Source organism: Bacillus sp. FSL R10-2201 (assembly GCF_038008665.1).
Taxonomy (GTDB): domain Bacteria; phylum Bacillota; class Bacilli; order Bacillales; family Bacillaceae_G; genus Bacillus_A; species Bacillus_A mycoides.
In genome coordinates this window covers 1745756-1760746 of the sequence record NZ_JBBOZP010000001.1, presented here as the reverse complement: position 1 = coordinate 1760746, position 14991 = coordinate 1745756, and the positions used below count along the sequence as shown (strand labels likewise).

Here is a 14991-nt window from a genome sequence, read left to right as displayed (position 1 = left end):
TCCCCCCTTTTTGCCTACATAATCAATCGAACCGCCGAATACTTGGTACAGACAATGCCATTCCAATTGTTATGAGTACTAAAATAGCTAGCATTATAATTGTTATCTTTCCACCTATTACAGTAGCTAACCAGCCTACCACCACATACCCTAATGGTAATAAAGCAAATGAGCCTAACATATCAAGACTTGCCACTCTTCCAAAAGCTTCTTCTGGTACAAGCTCTTGTAAACTTGTTTCCCAAATAAGCCCAAATATCATAATACCGAATCCTTCAATTGCCATTAATCCAATTAAGGCCGGTGCCCAAGAAACGAAAGGCATAATTAATAACGCCATTCCACTAATTAAAACACCACCATACGCAAGTAATCCTCTCTTATGCCACCGCTGCCTCCCACCAAAAATTAGTGCTGCAATTACAGCTCCAGCACCAGAAGCAGCCATACCTAAGCCATACACGTAAGCTTCAAAATGATGATGAACATTAAACAACCATGGAATTAATACAACGATTACGCCAGCATAACAAATATTAACGAAAGAAAAGACTAGAATGGTAATCCACAACCATGGATGACTCTTTAGAACAAGAATCCCTTCCATAAAATCTTTTTTGTAATTGATTTTATTTCTTTCAAATTTCTGTACTTTATTAAACTTTAGTTCTCTTAAAAATAATAAACATAAAAATGATAGCAAATATGTTACTGCATCCAAATCAAATCCTATTCCGGCGGATGCAACTGAAACGATCAATCCTCCAAGAGCCGGTCCAATTAGTCGTATTCCTTGATTACTCATTTGCGTTAATGCATTAGCTGCATTTCGAATTTCCGGTACAAATACTTTTGCTCTTACAGCTGAATACGCCGGCTGAAATATCCCTTCCATAAGTCCATATAACGCTACGAGTACATATAGAAGTGGAATTGTTAAAACGTCCATAAATATAAGTGTTGCAAATAAGAGCATTAATATGCAGCGGATTATATCTGTAAATAACATCAATTTCACCCGGTCAATTCGATCCACGACTAATCCAGCAAACGGTAACGCAAGAATATTAGGAAGCATGTACATTGCCATAGTCATTCCCATTACAACTGTTGAACCAGTTAATGAATATACAACGACTGGCAGAATAACCATCGTTATCGAACTACCTAAAGTCGAAAGTAATTGTCCAATCCATAAAAACTTGAAGTGTGGTGACACTTTAACTGGCAATAATAATTTACCGACATAACCTAAATTTTTCTCTGTTGGTATTTCTCCTTGCATATCTCTCTCCTCTTTTCAAATTAAGTTAATACCTAAGATTAAACACAGAAAATTCAATCTTTATTACCTTTAATTATATATGAACTGTTAAATTATTGGTAAAAATATAAAAAAGAAAATCATAATGAATCTACAAATATTACGTGTTGAATATAAATAAAAAAGGTGTTTTCATATATGAAAACACCTTTCCACTTTATAATTTTAAGTTCTTCTTCAATGTCCAATATTTTTCTGGAGCATTTTCAAGTGAGAATTCTACCCAGCCATTTGGATCTTCACGATATACGTTTACTTTTGTACCATTTTCTAGTTTTCCAACTTCATTTTGTGTAACGTTTGGTACACTCTTAATTGGGTTGTTAAACGGGAATGGAACTTGATAGTAAGATCCTACCGACTGAACAGTAGTTTTTGCGTCTTTTGCATAATCTTTATATGGAATTGTTTCGCCTAATGCATCTACATTTAATGTATTAGGGTTTTTCGGTAATCGTTTTACATTTTGATAATCTTTGTTATTGAAAGGCTTAATACGTTCCATAATATTAGCAATTTTTCCAGCCCATGCTTTATCTGTTGCATATTTTTCATTCATATCAGGTAATGTGTAACCATTGAAATGAGGAGCACCTTTCTCTAAGTAGTTCTTTCTTACATAATCAGCATTGTACGAAATACTTTGCCCGTAAGACGTTAAATATTTTGCATTTGCGAATGGATCCCAATCAAATGCCTTTAGCCCAAATAAATTATGTTTACGATATGCAATTTCTGATTTTCCGTACCCAGATTCTAAGATCGCATGTGCTGCTAAATATAAAGCGTTCACACCATACTCATTTTGTGCTTTAATAAAATCTTGTCCATTTCCAATAAGGGGACTGTCAGAATGAAATTCCCCAATAAAATCTTCAATCTCTTGCGCTGTTACATTAGATGGTAACGTTACATCTAGATTGATATATGATGCCATAGCATTAAATAAAAATTGTGCATATTCTTCACGTGTTAAAACACTAGTTGGATTAAATGCACCTGCTCCATTACCTGCAGCAATGCCGTTAGACTCTAATGCACTAATCGCATCATTTGCCCAATGATCTTTCGAAACATCATTAAATGTATGATTAGCTTTTACTTTTAGTTTAAAAGCTTTCTGTAAAATCACAGCCATTTCAGCACGAGTTAAAGATTCTTTCGGTCTAAATGTTCCTTTACCATCACCTACGAAAATCCCCATATCTGTTAAAGTTAAAATTTCATTTTGGAACATTGTCGTTCCTTCGCTAATATCAGAGTATGGATTTTTATATTCGCTTTTCGCTTCTAGTTTTAATGCACGATATATTAATGCGGCTACTTGCTCACGATTTACAACATCCCCGAATCCAAACTTACCATTATCATATCCTGCAATAATTTCTTTTGATGTTAAATTAGTAATTGCTTTATACGACCAATGATCTTTCGGAACGTCTGGAAATTCCTTTTCAGCTGCAAATGAAGTTGCCGGAGCCATCACTACTTGAAGTGCGACTGTCACTGCTAACACATTAGAAATAACTTTTTTCATATTTTTTTAACACGTTATGTATATGCTTGTCCCGTGTTAACTTGCCTCCCTTTTCAATAAAATTTTCCCTATTAAACTAACAAACTCTTAATTAGTCAACAGTAAAAGTATACGTGATACAAATAAACTAATCTACCATTATTTTATTTATAATCAGCATAATACGATATATCTTGTTATTTCGATACAAAATTATACAAACTCATATGAAAAGCCCATCTCTATATAGAAGATGGGCTTAGCAAACGATATTTTTTATTTAGCTAAACGATACTTTGAAACATTGAAACCTTTCCAGTCATAATAATCTAAAATACCAGCATAAACTGCCTCTGCAGCAATTTGTCTTCCTGATTCAGTAGCTAATTTGCCATTATCTATATTATTATCAATAAAGGCAAGCTCTGTTAAAACTGCTGGTACTGTATTTTTATTTACTACATAAAACGAATGATCATCTTTTATATCTCTATCTCTTGTATGTAGTGCCTCTACTACTCGCTTTTGAATTTTTTTCGCTAATACTTCGCTATCCTTTTCAATCTGTGTCTCTTCTCCACGCTTGGATTTTTTATAATAATATGTTTCCGTTCCATAACCATCATGATTTTGAGAAGAGTTTGCATGAATGCTTACAAATATATCTGCATTGTTCTCTTGACCAAATTTCACTCGATTCACAAGAGACTCATTCTTGTTACTTCCTGGATTTCCGTTCTCTTCACGTGTTAACAAAGCTTTTAAAGGTGTATTTTTTTCTAACAATTGCTGTAATCTTAAAGATATATCAAATACAATTTCACTTTCCTCTACACCTTGCCCTGGATTCCCTGGATCAAATCCTCCATGACCAGGATCAATAATAACTACCTTTTCTACTAAAGGGTTACCTATTTTAAGAGAATCTGCCTTTTTAATAAATTGAGCTGCCTCTGCTTTAGTTAGAATTTTTTCAGGCTCCCATTTATCACCAGTACCAACAGAAATCCCTAATTCAACTAGGATGTTAGCTTTTGCTTTCCCCCAGCTTTTTTCTAAATCACTGAATTTAGTTGCTGGAGTACCATTTACTTTAGAATCTAATTTGTAAGCTTCTACAATAAGAGAGGCCATTGAAACCCGGTCAATTTTCCCAGTTGGATCAAATACGCCTGGGCCTTTCCCTTTAACAACACCAGCTTTTTCTACAGCTGCGATGTATGGGGTATACCATCCGTTTTGAGAGTCACCGAAAGATGGTTTAGCATCTTTATCGAATGGTAAGTTTAAGATTTTAGCCATCATTGTAGCTGCTTCTGCACGAGTGATCTCTTTTCCAGGCTCGAACATTCCTTTCTCGTTACCTGTAACTGCGCCTTTTTCTGCTAAGTAGTTAATAGAATCTTCTGCCCAGTGCCCTGCTTGGACATCTGGAAACGTTTTTATTTGTGCGAAACTACTAGATGAATAAGATAATATACTAGCTGCGATTACTGCTGCTGCGATTATTCTATTTTTCATAGAATATATTCCCCTCTCAAGTACAATGTTTTTATATAACAGACTAATTATAATTCTGAAAATTAGTAATAGTCAATTGCATTTTGTATAATTTTGTCTTATTATTGTATTTTTTGGAACAAATAACTATAGTTAAACTATAAGAGACTCATTTCATCCCGCATTAACGGGCAGTAAGACCCCCACCTCAAAATTCAGCGAAAGCAAAGAAGTTAGGTGGGTGATCAACTGCCCGTAAAAGCCCGATTGGTGAGGGCTAATAATCAGTGGGAGATGAAGAACCCCCCACTGATTAAAGTTTCACTTTATAAGAGGAGAGATTCGTATGAGCACGAATTGGAAAAGCGTCGAACACCGCATTTATACAATGTGTATGATTCAACATAATAACGAAGTATTACTAATACAACGGCCGGATCATCTAGGCTTCCCTGGTTACATCGCTCCTGGCGGTAAAGTAGATTTTCCAGAAAGTATCGTTCAAGCTGCTAAACGAGAAGTAAAAGAAGAAACTGGATTACTTGTTTCAAATTTAACTTTTAAGGGATTAGATGAATACGTAAATCCGAAAGAAAATGTTCGATATATGGTATTTAACTATTGGACAGATTCATTTGAAGGTGAACTCCTTTTGAATCCTCCTGAAGGCGAATTATTATGGGTGCCAATTGATACAGCACTCAATCTTCCTATGCAAGATTGGTTTAAAGAGAGATTCCCATTATTTTTTGAAAAAGGTACGTTTGAAATTCAGCGTGTTTGGGACCAAGACTTGGATAAACAAGTTGCTATGACAATTACCCATACGTAAAAAAGCTTGGAATCTCTCCAAGCCTTTCTTACTTTCCCTCTATTTTCTTAATCTCATAATCAATTTCTAAAAAATTAACTCCAAATATCCACATTCTATGATTAGCTTCTAATATTTGATCCTTTCTCTCTTTAATAATAAAAGTCTCTGCTAATGGTAAGCGTATTGTAAAGAAGCGGGTATGTAAGTATATCCCTTCATCTCCCTTACGACGCTCTCTTAGCTTACTTGTAATCATTAACTGGTTCGTATCATTGTACAACTTCAAAATACCAGTCATATTCGAATATGGTAAAGGCAATGCGATATTCATATATGTCTCGTTCTTGTATGCATGCTTTGAATAGAGGGCTACAAAAACAGACTCTCCTGCTTCATTTTTTCTTAGCCAAGCCCTTACATTCTCTCTTCCATCCTTCTCATCTATTATCCCAATGATAGAGCCATGCATCGTTTCCCACTTGCCGCCCATTCCTAAATGTATTTGTCCTACACGCTTACTCATTTTCTCATAACAAAATGCAACCGGGCGGAACCAACGAGTCCATTTAATATGCGATTGTAACTCATACTCTTTTGTATTTTCATAAAAACGAATAATACTTAAAGGAATCTTCGTCATGTCAAATGCCTCACTATGAAAATCATTCATTTTATCAACTAAACCTTTGTATTCCTTGCTATCTATTAAATTTCTGTTATGTAAAAATGCTTCACCAACTGTCGCATTTCCTCTTAACCTGCTCATTGTTTTCCCGTAATATTTATAATTCGGAGTACTCTTTTCAATCATCCAACCAAGAAAAGCTGGTAACGCTACTCCAATTCCATTTACAACACCGTGAATCCAGACCATTTGTGCAATTGTAATCGTCATTACTTGTTTGAAATTTCCGTATGAATATATGAGTGAAAACATTATTGTTACCATAAGTGTACTGGATGAAAGAGTAAGGAGAATCTTTGCACTTATAGCATTGAATTTCGTTCTCCATACGTAAATCCCATATCCATAAATGGCACATAAATATATGAACACTGCAAAAAATTCAAATACCCTCGAATACGTAATTCCTATTGCAACTGTCATTGGAGAAATGACGATGATAAACATAATAGAGTCATATAACTTACTTCCCCGTTCTCTTTTTCTTCCAAGTAAACCAGCTGATAACGGCAATAAAAATGCCGAATAATGAAAGTGTGCCGCTGTAAGTAAAACAATGTCAGAACTAAAGTGCATAATTGAAACCTTTGCTACTGAAGCAAAAAACCAAAAACCACCTAAAAACAAATAAATAAACGCACTATCGATAGCCGTCTCTTCTATCGGTTTCCATCCTCTTTCTAACAATCTACTTACACCAAATAACGCAACGATTCCTGTATATGCAAACCAAAGTAGCGCAAAGAAATAGTGATTTGTTACGAAAGCTAGCATTGCACTGATTGCTGCGATTGGATATAAAAACGATACAAATTTATAAAATAATACATACGATCCATTTCTTTTTTTCTTGTCAATAATACAAAAAGACATCGGTATAAATAACAAAATAGATAATAAAATAATTGCTTCAACTGGGTTTACATTTGACCACTCATATATTAGAAAAATAATATAGCAATCAAGCCCAAATAGTATATTTTTCATAACGTTTATTCCCTTTCCACAAATGTTCCCTTATATGAAAATAACGAACCAATTAACGGATTCCGTACTTGTACATGAATTCGAAAACATTGCAGTGCATCATCATAACTTTCAACAATTTTTGCCTCTCCGTATAAAAATCTAGGTAACGGTATTTTTCTTCCAAACATAAAAAACCATTGTTTCTTTGAAGAAATATGCATCCCGCCTTTTTCATCAATATAAAAATTCAATGTAGAAACGAGTAAATGTGGCTCACCAAAATAATCTACAATTTCATTATTCTCTTCATCCAACTGCATAACAGCGTTAAAATATCTTTTCTTATTATGAAAATAAAAAGTACGATTCCACCGTACAAACTCATTTCCATGTTCATCTCGCTCAGCGGTATTATGTATCACAAACGGAACTTTTTGCCCTCGCTCAGAGAAAAACATTCGAAACTTCGATGTAATTTTTAATATTAATTTAACGAAAAAAGATCCTCCATAAATTTCATCCATTTCCCCTTCCCCAATAAAGCTATTTTCCTTTGTTATCGCATATCGTTCCTGCAATTTTGGATGAAGCTTTTTATAAGAATCCCCTAATAATCTTTCATAAATATTAACCATATACTTATCCCTTTCTCGTCCTCTTGCAATTTTTTGCGCTTGGCAAATTAGTGCTATTTATATAACCGACAATCGATAACCCTATTAGAAGAAAATTTAATGTAATCGGATTAAACGGTTGCGTAAAACTAGCGATATTCGTCGATCCTGCCGCTAATGTTAAAACTATCAACAATATAATATGCAATATAAATAGTTTTCGCTTTTGAAGTGGCAATAGCCACATAACACCCCATATTATTTCTAAAAATCCAACTATTTTAAGTATAAAAATACTACTTTCATTCGATCCGATTAGTGCAGAAAGCATCTTTACTTCTTCTGAATGAGTAAACATCAATTTCGGTACAATCCCTTGATATAACCATACGAAAGCAAATAAAAAGCAAACTAGCCAATACGTCATCGTTCTTCTAATTAGCAACTTAGGATGAAGTCCCTTTTCTAACCATAATTTTAAAGCATCAAAACTCCATGCTGTCGCCCAACCTAATAGTGGACGAAAAACATATAAATCTATCACATTTCCTATACGACCAAATCTCGTATCATAATCATATTGCGTTTCAAAATGAATATGTTCTTCATTCGGTGTATACTTCCAATAACCACGCCCTATTTGTATAAGTGATAATTGATTGTCTGTCCAAAATTTTAAAGAGGAAATGCGTTCTCCAGTTTCTTTTCTTATTTCACCTATCGATTCCCCTTCTCCGGCTATTTCAAGTCCAAATCCGATCTTTGTTTTATATAAAAACTTCTGTGGTTCTCCCTCTTTTTTTTCTAAATACGAAATCTCAGTAAAACGAGCATCCCACTCTGTATGTATATCAGGCTCTTGTGTATATGCCCATAGTTTCTCCATTGTTGTGTTCATTTCTGTGGCTACATAAATAGGCTTTTTCTTCCCCATCCTTCCACCTCCCATGCGCTATATTTTCAATGTACATGCAATGAATCGATTTTGCTACATTTTTCACAAACTAATTTAATAAAAAGATAGAATTTCAAAAAAATACAAAAAACACTTGATTCCCTGAAAAATTTAAATTATTATAAAACAAATGTTACCAACAACTTCATAAATCATACACTCTCGCCTAAAACGTGAGATAGAGGTTGCAACGCTTATAAGTATTCTAAAGGAGACACAGAGATGTCTATGATTTTAGAGGAAAGGAAGTGTTGCCGAAATTGATAAATTTCTCTGCATTTATCAATTGGGGCTGTTTTCGAATAGAAACAGAACTGTCATATGTACAGACGTGTACGTATGAAGAGCTATCTACAAAAAAGAGATATCATTTTTATGATATTCCTTTTTTGGCGGTTTTTTTATTAGCTCCGTTTTCTGTTTCCCTTTTCCTGTAACAGCACCATCCTCACTTATTTGAGATGGTGTTTTTTGTTTTTCTCTCTGGTAACTACAGGAATATTGGGATTTGTATATGTCCTAACCTATTCTTAAAAATGGACGAAAGAAGGAATTCGTAATGGAAACGATTGTACAAAAATTTGGCGGTACTTCTGTCGGAAGCGTCGAACGCATTCAACATGTAGCAAATTTAATTATTGAAGAATATGAACGAGGACATAGTATTGTCTCTGTCGTTTCAGCAATGGGAAAAAGTACGGATAAACTTGTAGCACTTGCTAACGCTATTACTGAAAATCCAAGTAAACGTGAAATGGATATGCTCCTATCTACAGGAGAACAAGTAACTATTTCATTATTAACAATAGCACTACAAACAAAAGGTTATAACGCAATTTCATTAACAGGATGGCAAGCTGGTATTACGACAGAATCTGTACATAGTAGTGCACGGATTACTGACATTAACACCACTCGTATTCAGTCTTACCTTACTGAAGGCACGATTGTTATAGTAGCTGGTTTCCAAGGAATAAGTGAAGAAAATGAAATTACCACACTTGGTCGTGGTGGCTCCGATACGACTGCTGTCGCATTAGCTGCTGCATTAAAAGCAAAAAAATGTGATATTTATACGGATGTGACCGGCGTATATACGACTGATCCACGAGTTGTACAAGATGCTTATAAATTAGATGAAATTTCTTATGACGAAATGTTAGAGCTTGCCAACCTCGGTGCTGGCGTATTACACCCACGCGCTGTTGAATTTGCTAAAAATCATAATGTAATTTTAGAAGTTCGCTCAAGTATGGAACAAGAAAACGGAACAATTGTAAGGGGAGAATGTAACATGGAACAACAATCAATCGTTAAAGGTATTGCATTTGAGGATAATATTACACGTGTCACAATTAAAGGATTAGAACAAGGTGCACTTTCAACAGTTTTCTCTACATTAGCAGCAGCACATATTAATGTAGATATTATTATTCAAAGTATTACAAATGAAGGAACTGTTCACCTCTCCTTCTCGATCCATTCTAATGATTTAAGAGAAACATTAGAAGTATTGGAACAAAATCAAGAAGCACTTCACTATGAATCTGTAGAACATGAAAATCATTTAGCAAAAGTATCAATTGTAGGATCTGGTATGGTATCTAACCCAGGAGTTGCTGCGAATATGTTCACTACTTTAAAAGAAGAAGATATTCATATTAAAATGGTAAGTACATCAGAAATTAAAGTATCTGTCGTTATTGACCGTCTTCATTTAGTAACGGGTGTTGAAGCACTTCATCAATCATTTATGGCGAAAATTGAACCTTTAGTGCAAATGATTTAATTTCCACCAGTAAAACTTACAACAAATTATACGAATCTATTTCCTTCCTATATAAATAGAAATAGGGTGGGAATATTTTGCGGGGAAGTCGAAGTTCTTTTATCAAATAGCAACTACAGTATCAAATTCTTGAAACTACTTGAAATGATAGTATTCACGAAATAAAGTTCGCGTATATTTCAATAGTAGAAAGTTTACGAAGTGTTTTTTGTTAATAAGTTGTTATATGACATACCCGAAAACACCTTGTCACATTTTCCTACACTGTGACAAGGTGTTTTTTGTTTAGAAGAGATTCTAGTATAATTATGAGGATAATTAGATAATAAATTTATACATATAAGGAGATAAAGACAATGACAAAAAACAAATTACTAAGAATGGACAATATCAGCATCGTTGTAGAATCTCTTGATAACGCAATCTCTTTCTTCGAGGAGATTGGCTTGAATCTCGAAGGGCGAGCTACTGTTGAAGGTGAATGGGCTGGTCGCGTAACTGGACTCGGTTCTCAGTGCGTAGAGATTGCTATGATGGTTACGCCAGATGGTCACAGCCGAATTGAACTTTCGCGATTTCTCACCCCACCTACTATAGCAGATCACCGGACAGCTCCTGTAAACGCCCTCGGTTATCTGCGCGTCATGTTCACCGTCGAGGACATTGACGAAATGGTATCCAGACTTACTAAGCATGGTGCTCAGCTCGTTGGAGAAGTAGTTCAGTATGAGAACTCGTATCGACTCTGCTACATTCGTGGAACCGAAGGAATTCTAATCGGTTTGGCGGAAGAAATCGGTAACAAATAATTAAGTAATTTTTTATAAAAAGTTATTGGCTTTGCCAAACAGAATTTCATTATCAATTAAACCATATTTTTAACCACGTCCTAACTTTAGAACGTGGTTATGCTTGTTTGAGCTTTTAAAAATGTATTTTCATTTTACACATAGATTTCAAGACTCTATCCAAATCGTTCTTTAACATATTATCAACATCCCAAAATCATTATAAAATAATTTAATTATTCATTTTATCCTTTCCTAGGAAATATAACTGACTCTTCTCATTTTATATCTTATCGCTCTTTCCCATGAAAAAACGCTCTATATTCATTCAAAATAACTTTCTTCACATCCGAGTAAAATACCATCATGAATAGTGCAACTCCTAATACAACCACCTGTATTTTTTCATAATCAATGAATGCAATTATAATTAGCAAACCAAATCCAATGTCAACTACCCCCACTGAGTTGAAACGTTTCAGTGGGGGCTTGAGTTAGAACTCTAGGTCTTTTCGTCTATCGCTAGATAGTTTGACGCTCTAGAATTCATGCCACCTTACAGTAACACCCCAAGTATCTTTTTGGTTGGTACTAGAAACGAACAATCGTTTCCCCACTTGCACCACCCTTTCGAAAAAGAGCAATTCTTCCTTGTGGAAGAAGCCACCACTCAGATGACTCCGGCGTGTGCTACAAGCCCCGACAAGTCGAGTACACATGGATGGTTGACGCACCCACTAAGCTATGCACGAAGCAACAGCCTTACGTTTTTGCACTTCTAATAGAATCGGCGTTTTCACTTTGAGATTGTCATCCAATTCTACAACTCTCGATTTTTCCAATGTATTCAATGCACCATTAATATCAGCATGAATACATTTCCCTGCTTTACTTTGGTACAGACCACGAGTGATCCGTTTGCCACTAAAGCGATAATGCGTCCTATCATCCTTATCCCAAACTGGAACCCTATCTTTATCAAGAAAACTAGCTTTTGAAGTATAGCTTTCTTCTTGTTTTAAAAATCGGATGCCTTCTTTTATACATTTATTCTCAATTGCTGCAATCAGTTTATGAAATGGGATTTGAACAAATTTTTGATTATTCTTTTTTCCCATATCAGATTTTTGTTTCCAACCAGCGTTATACCCTACGACAACAGTATCTATGTTGAATGCTTTCACTTTTTCGAACAACAAGCCTACAGTTTGTGAAATGTAACCATTTATTTGTCTTTCCCGTTTATGCCAAAGTGCAGCCATTTTGTTCGTTACAACTCGTTTAGAAAGTCCATTTTCCATGTTTTTCAGTTGTAGATTACGTATCATTTTATTGAAGTACTGGTTAATGGATTTTAATTTTTTTCCATCAATTAAAAATGCATCACCTGTATTTGTTACGCAACTTAATAATCTGTCTACACCTAAATCGCAACTCAAAGCTTTACTAATAGTCGTGGGTTGTTTCTTCATTTGAGAAACGTGCATTTCATATGTGTAATGCACCTCAAAGAACCGACCTTTTTGCTTCGGTACAATCTCAATGTAGGAGATTTTTTTATTTCTTAAGTTTTTAGGCACACGTATTTTAATGGAACCGAATTTTTTTCTGAATGCAACATTCATCGGAATCATCCAATACCCGTTATTATCAACTTTTGGAACTTGATAGATTTCAATGATTCGTTTGTCAGTGGAACGGGAATAATTCGGAAACTTAGGACGACCTGTGAAGGTTTCAGGTTTTTTCTTCCACTGTTCCATTGCTTTAAAAAAGCTCTTCACTTCTGTAAATAAGGCTCTACGAATCGCTTGAACAGAGTTTGATTGAATACCCCAGTAGTTCATATCGGTTTGCATGGCAGTGTCCACTTCTTTTACAGTAGCCATCTTGTTATTATTCAAATAACTTTGTTTAATCGTGTACAATCCAACATTTCGCAATGCTTTAGAACTATGTGACATGCGTTGCAGTAAGCGAAATTCTTTAGCTGTGAGACAAGCTCGTCCGATATTCTGTTTCTGCGTGAATCGTTGCATGTTTTCTCTTTTTTTTTGTTTACGTAATACTTTCACTGCTCTCTTTTTAGTCATTGTTTTCACCACCTTTCTCAGAGAGTTCATTAAAATTATTTCTTTCCTAAGATAATGTTTTATCTTAGGAAATCTCGTTTCACGAAACGAGAACTAACACTTTTGTAACTGTTAATTACTTTTGACAAATCAATATTTGGAACTAAACGGAACTAAATGTGAACATGGTCTTCATCTTAATTCCTTTTTGCTCAAGTAACCGAATGATTATTATCCAATTTCGTTGTCTTACGATATATTCCCTCCTTATCTACTACAGATTATATCGTAAGACAAAAAGAAACGAATGTTCCCCATCAAAAAATTGTTATGAACGAAACAAAAGAGTTCAGCCTATTGACTGACGGCAATTCATCTCCACCTGAATTGTTGGGTTTCACCCGTAACACAAATCAGATGGAGTCTTCTTGCCGAAAAGGATAAAAGGAGACGAAAAAGAAACCATTAGTAAAACTCACTGTAAACTATTCGTTTACAAAATAAAAAAGAAAGAATAGCTCTATGTTTGAGCTATTCTCTCTCACTTCTATTAAAACAAATGAATGTTTTCTTTCTTGCAAGCTTCACGTAAATCATCAGGCCATACAGAAGATTGAACTTCACCGATATGTGCTTTACGTAAGAAGTACATACACATTCTTGATTGGCCGATACCACCACCAATTGTTAATGGTAGTACGTCTTCTAAAATACCTTTATGGAAATCATACTCACGTTTGAAGTCTTCACCAGTTTTCGTTAATTGCTCATCAAGTGCTTTACTATCAACACGAATTCCCATTGATGATAATTCGAACGAAGCTTGTAGTACTGGGTGCCAGAATAAAATGTCACCGTTTAATTTCCAATCATCATAATCGGACGCGCGTCCATCGTGCTTTTCACCTGAACGGAGTGCATCACCAATTCCAATAATAAAGACTGCACCGTGTTCTTTCGCAATTGCATGTTCACGATCTTTCGGTGTTAATTCTGGATATTTATCTTCCAGTTCTTGAGAAGTAATGAAAACAATTTCTTCTGGTAAATACTTTCCAAGGAACGGATACTTTTCAAATAAGTGATCTTCCAATTCTTTGAATATTCCATAAATTGTTTGTACTGTTTTTTGTAAGTAATCGATAGTACGCCATTCTTTTTGAACGATTTTTTCCCAATCCCATTGGTCAACATAAATGGAATGCGTTGCATCAAGTTCTTCATCACGACGAATCGCGTTCATGTTTGTATATAAACCTTCACCAGCTTCATATCCGTATTCATGTAATGCGAATCTTTTCCACTTCGCTAGTGAATGTACAATTTCTAATTCTTCTCCTGAATGTAACATATCAAATTCAATTGGACGTTCTACACCGTTTAAGTGATCGTTTAATCCTGATTTCTTCGTTACGAATAATGGTGCAGATACGCGGAATAGTTCAAGGCGCTTTGCTAATTGATCCTCGAAAAATGTTTTAACTTCCTTAATTGCGATTTGAGTCTCTCTTACTGTCATTAATGATTGATACATGGTGGTTTCCTCCTAAAATGTTTGGATGTTGTGAAAAGAAGCCAACAAAAAAAGCCCTTCTTTCCCAAAAAACTGGGACGAAAGACTTTGGTTCCGCGGTACCACCCAAATTAGCAACAGAGGTTGCTCACTTATACAGTACGGAGATTAAAAAATCTCGATACTGTTCTTCTTGTAACGGCGAAGTTCCCGGCTAAGTCTACTTTCCTATAAAGGATTTCGGTTAGCGACTCCAGGAGGTTCTTCATAATAGGCTTCGTATCAGGCTCACACCGCCCCTGACTCGCTTAAACTACATCCTACTACTACTCGTCCTTTCATAGTCGTTTTATTGTCACATCTCTGAAACATTTTATTAATGATTATTCTATACAAAAAATCGATAAAGTCAACAAAAAGTTTCAAAAAAATTTTCAATTCTTTATTTTATG

12 protein-coding genes, 1 pseudogene, 1 riboswitch and 1 other annotated feature are annotated in these 14991 nt (G+C 35.0%); of the genes and pseudogenes, 3 read left to right on the top strand and 10 right to left on the bottom strand.

The window, feature by feature from the left end; genetic code table 11:
• Positions 1-22 precede the first annotated feature (22 nt).
• The 3 genes from NSQ69_RS09170 to NSQ69_RS09160 all read right to left on the bottom strand — a co-directional run bounded on the left by NSQ69_RS09170 (position 23) and on the right by NSQ69_RS09160 (position 4361).
• Complete coding sequence (locus NSQ69_RS09170) at positions 23-1285, bottom strand: MFS transporter (protein WP_341099188.1); 1263 nt, start codon at positions 1283-1285, stop codon at positions 23-25.
• Between the two features lie 196 nt (positions 1286-1481).
• A complete protein-coding gene (locus tag NSQ69_RS09165; RefSeq protein ID WP_078203068.1) occupies positions 1482-2861 on the bottom strand; it encodes an S-layer homology domain-containing protein in 1380 nt (459 codons plus the stop codon).
• Positions 2862-3116: 255 nt separating this feature from the next.
• Complete coding sequence (locus NSQ69_RS09160) at positions 3117-4361, bottom strand: N-acetylmuramoyl-L-alanine amidase (RefSeq protein ID WP_341099187.1); 1245 nt, start codon at positions 4359-4361, stop codon at positions 3117-3119.
• A 325-nt stretch (positions 4362-4686) separates the two neighbouring features.
• On the opposite strand from NSQ69_RS09160, the gene NSQ69_RS09155 reads away from it, so the two are divergent.
• Entirely contained in the window at positions 4687-5172 is a 486-nt protein-coding gene (locus tag NSQ69_RS09155) for an 8-oxo-dGTP diphosphatase (RefSeq protein WP_002135545.1), read from the top strand.
• 28 nt (positions 5173-5200) lie between these two features.
• Here NSQ69_RS09155 and NSQ69_RS09150 read toward each other — a convergent pair whose 3' ends face one another.
• From NSQ69_RS09150 to NSQ69_RS09140, 3 genes are read right to left on the bottom strand one after another with little or no spacing between them, the layout of a single operon-like run.
• On the bottom strand, positions 5201-6826 hold the full coding sequence (locus NSQ69_RS09150; RefSeq protein WP_263894748.1) for a YndJ family protein: 1626 nt from the start codon (positions 6824-6826) through the stop codon (positions 5201-5203).
• A gap of 5 nt (positions 6827-6831) precedes the next feature.
• The gene (locus tag NSQ69_RS09145; RefSeq protein WP_002186178.1) at positions 6832-7443 is read right to left on the bottom strand and encodes a DUF4166 domain-containing protein; all 612 of its coding nucleotides are present in this window, start codon (positions 7441-7443) and stop codon (positions 6832-6834) included.
• Positions 7444-7447: 4 nt separating this feature from the next.
• Positions 7448-8356, bottom strand: coding sequence for a DoxX-like family protein (locus NSQ69_RS09140; protein WP_002126739.1), 909 nt, complete (start codon positions 8354-8356; stop codon positions 7448-7450).
• Positions 8357-8548: 192 nt separating this feature from the next.
• Positions 8549-8735, top strand: a riboswitch (Lysine riboswitch).
• Positions 8736-8936: 201 nt separating this feature from the next.
• Between NSQ69_RS09140 and NSQ69_RS09135 the strand changes: the two genes are divergently transcribed.
• Entirely contained in the window at positions 8937-10166 is a 1230-nt protein-coding gene (locus NSQ69_RS09135; RefSeq protein ID WP_002186181.1) for an aspartate kinase, read from the top strand.
• Positions 10167-10522: 356 nt separating this feature from the next.
• Complete coding sequence (locus NSQ69_RS09130) at positions 10523-10975, top strand: VOC family protein (RefSeq protein WP_002126736.1); 453 nt, start codon at positions 10523-10525, stop codon at positions 10973-10975.
• A 269-nt stretch (positions 10976-11244) separates the two neighbouring features.
• Here NSQ69_RS09130 and NSQ69_RS09125 read toward each other — a convergent pair whose 3' ends face one another.
• The 4 genes and pseudogenes from NSQ69_RS09125 to asnA all read right to left on the bottom strand — a co-directional run bounded on the left by NSQ69_RS09125 (position 11245) and on the right by asnA (position 14560).
• Positions 11245-11418: a hypothetical protein gene (locus tag NSQ69_RS09125; protein ID WP_002012220.1), complete on the bottom strand. Its 174-nt coding sequence runs from the start codon at positions 11416-11418 to the stop codon at positions 11245-11247.
• 273 nt (positions 11419-11691) lie between these two features.
• Positions 11692-13047: a transposase gene (locus tag NSQ69_RS09120; protein WP_341099184.1), complete on the bottom strand. Its 1356-nt coding sequence runs from the start codon at positions 13045-13047 to the stop codon at positions 11692-11694.
• A gap of 21 nt (positions 13048-13068) precedes the next feature.
• Positions 13069-13223: pseudogene (locus NSQ69_RS27720) on the bottom strand (transposase); the annotation flags it as partial.
• A 353-nt stretch (positions 13224-13576) separates the two neighbouring features.
• A complete protein-coding gene (asnA, locus tag NSQ69_RS09115; RefSeq protein ID WP_002126735.1) occupies positions 13577-14560 on the bottom strand; it encodes an aspartate--ammonia ligase in 984 nt (327 codons plus the stop codon).
• 70 nt (positions 14561-14630) lie between these two features.
• Positions 14631-14890 (bottom strand) — a binding site (T-box leader).
• Positions 14891-14991: the final 101 nt, after the last annotated feature.

Bases quoted from the DNA above. Each gene is read 5' to 3' on its own strand.
- NSQ69_RS09170 (WP_341099188.1), bottom strand. From the start codon at position 1,285: ATGCAAGGAGAAATACCAACAGAGAAAAATTTAGGTTATGTCGGTAAA.
- NSQ69_RS09165 (WP_078203068.1), bottom strand. From the start codon at position 2,861: ATGAAAAAAGTTATTTCTAATGTGTTAGCAGTGACAGTCGCACTTCAA.
- NSQ69_RS09160 (WP_341099187.1), bottom strand. From the start codon at position 4,361: ATGAAAAATAGAATAATCGCAGCAGCAGTAATCGCAGCTAGTATATTA.
- NSQ69_RS09155 (WP_002135545.1), top strand. From the start codon at position 4,687: ATGAGCACGAATTGGAAAAGCGTCGAACACCGCATTTATACAATGTGT.
- NSQ69_RS09150 (WP_263894748.1), bottom strand. From the start codon at position 6,826: ATGAAAAATATACTATTTGGGCTTGATTGCTATATTATTTTTCTAATA.
- NSQ69_RS09145 (WP_002186178.1), bottom strand. From the start codon at position 7,443: ATGGTTAATATTTATGAAAGATTATTAGGGGATTCTTATAAAAAGCTT.
- NSQ69_RS09140 (WP_002126739.1), bottom strand. From the start codon at position 8,356: ATGGGGAAGAAAAAGCCTATTTATGTAGCCACAGAAATGAACACAACA.
- NSQ69_RS09135 (WP_002186181.1), top strand. From the start codon at position 8,937: ATGGAAACGATTGTACAAAAATTTGGCGGTACTTCTGTCGGAAGCGTC.
- NSQ69_RS09130 (WP_002126736.1), top strand. From the start codon at position 10,523: ATGACAAAAAACAAATTACTAAGAATGGACAATATCAGCATCGTTGTA.
- NSQ69_RS09120 (WP_341099184.1), bottom strand. From the start codon at position 13,047: ATGACTAAAAAGAGAGCAGTGAAAGTATTACGTAAACAAAAAAAAAGA.
- asnA (WP_002126735.1), bottom strand. From the start codon at position 14,560: ATGTATCAATCATTAATGACAGTAAGAGAGACTCAAATCGCAATTAAG.